Origin of the sequence: Pseudoalteromonas aliena, from assembly GCF_038155085.1 — a bacterium.
GTDB lineage: Bacteria > Pseudomonadota > Gammaproteobacteria > Enterobacterales > Alteromonadaceae > Pseudoalteromonas > Pseudoalteromonas aliena_A.
Genome location: NZ_JBAKAU010000202.1, coordinates 1 through 217, shown reverse-complemented (window position 1 = coordinate 217; position 217 = coordinate 1). Strand labels below are relative to the sequence as shown.

At 40.1% G+C, this 217-nt stretch carries 1 pseudogene; it reads left to right on the top strand.

From position 1 onward, the window contains the following. Nucleotides 1-217: pseudogene (locus V6260_RS19090) on the top strand (phenazine biosynthesis protein PhzF); the annotation flags it as partial.

Here is a 217-nt window from a genome sequence, read left to right as displayed (position 1 = left end):
CAGCTTTGCAATGACCTTTCCAAAACAAGCACCGGTAGGAGTGCAAAATGTGCCGCAGCAATTGCTTGAAGGCCTATCTATACAACCGAGTAAAGTGATTAAAAATCGCCAAGCTTACTTTGATATTTATGAAAATGCCGATCAAATACTTCAATTAAAAAGTAAGTCAGACCTTTTAAAAACGGTTTACCCACTTGATTTAGTGGCCACGGCCCCA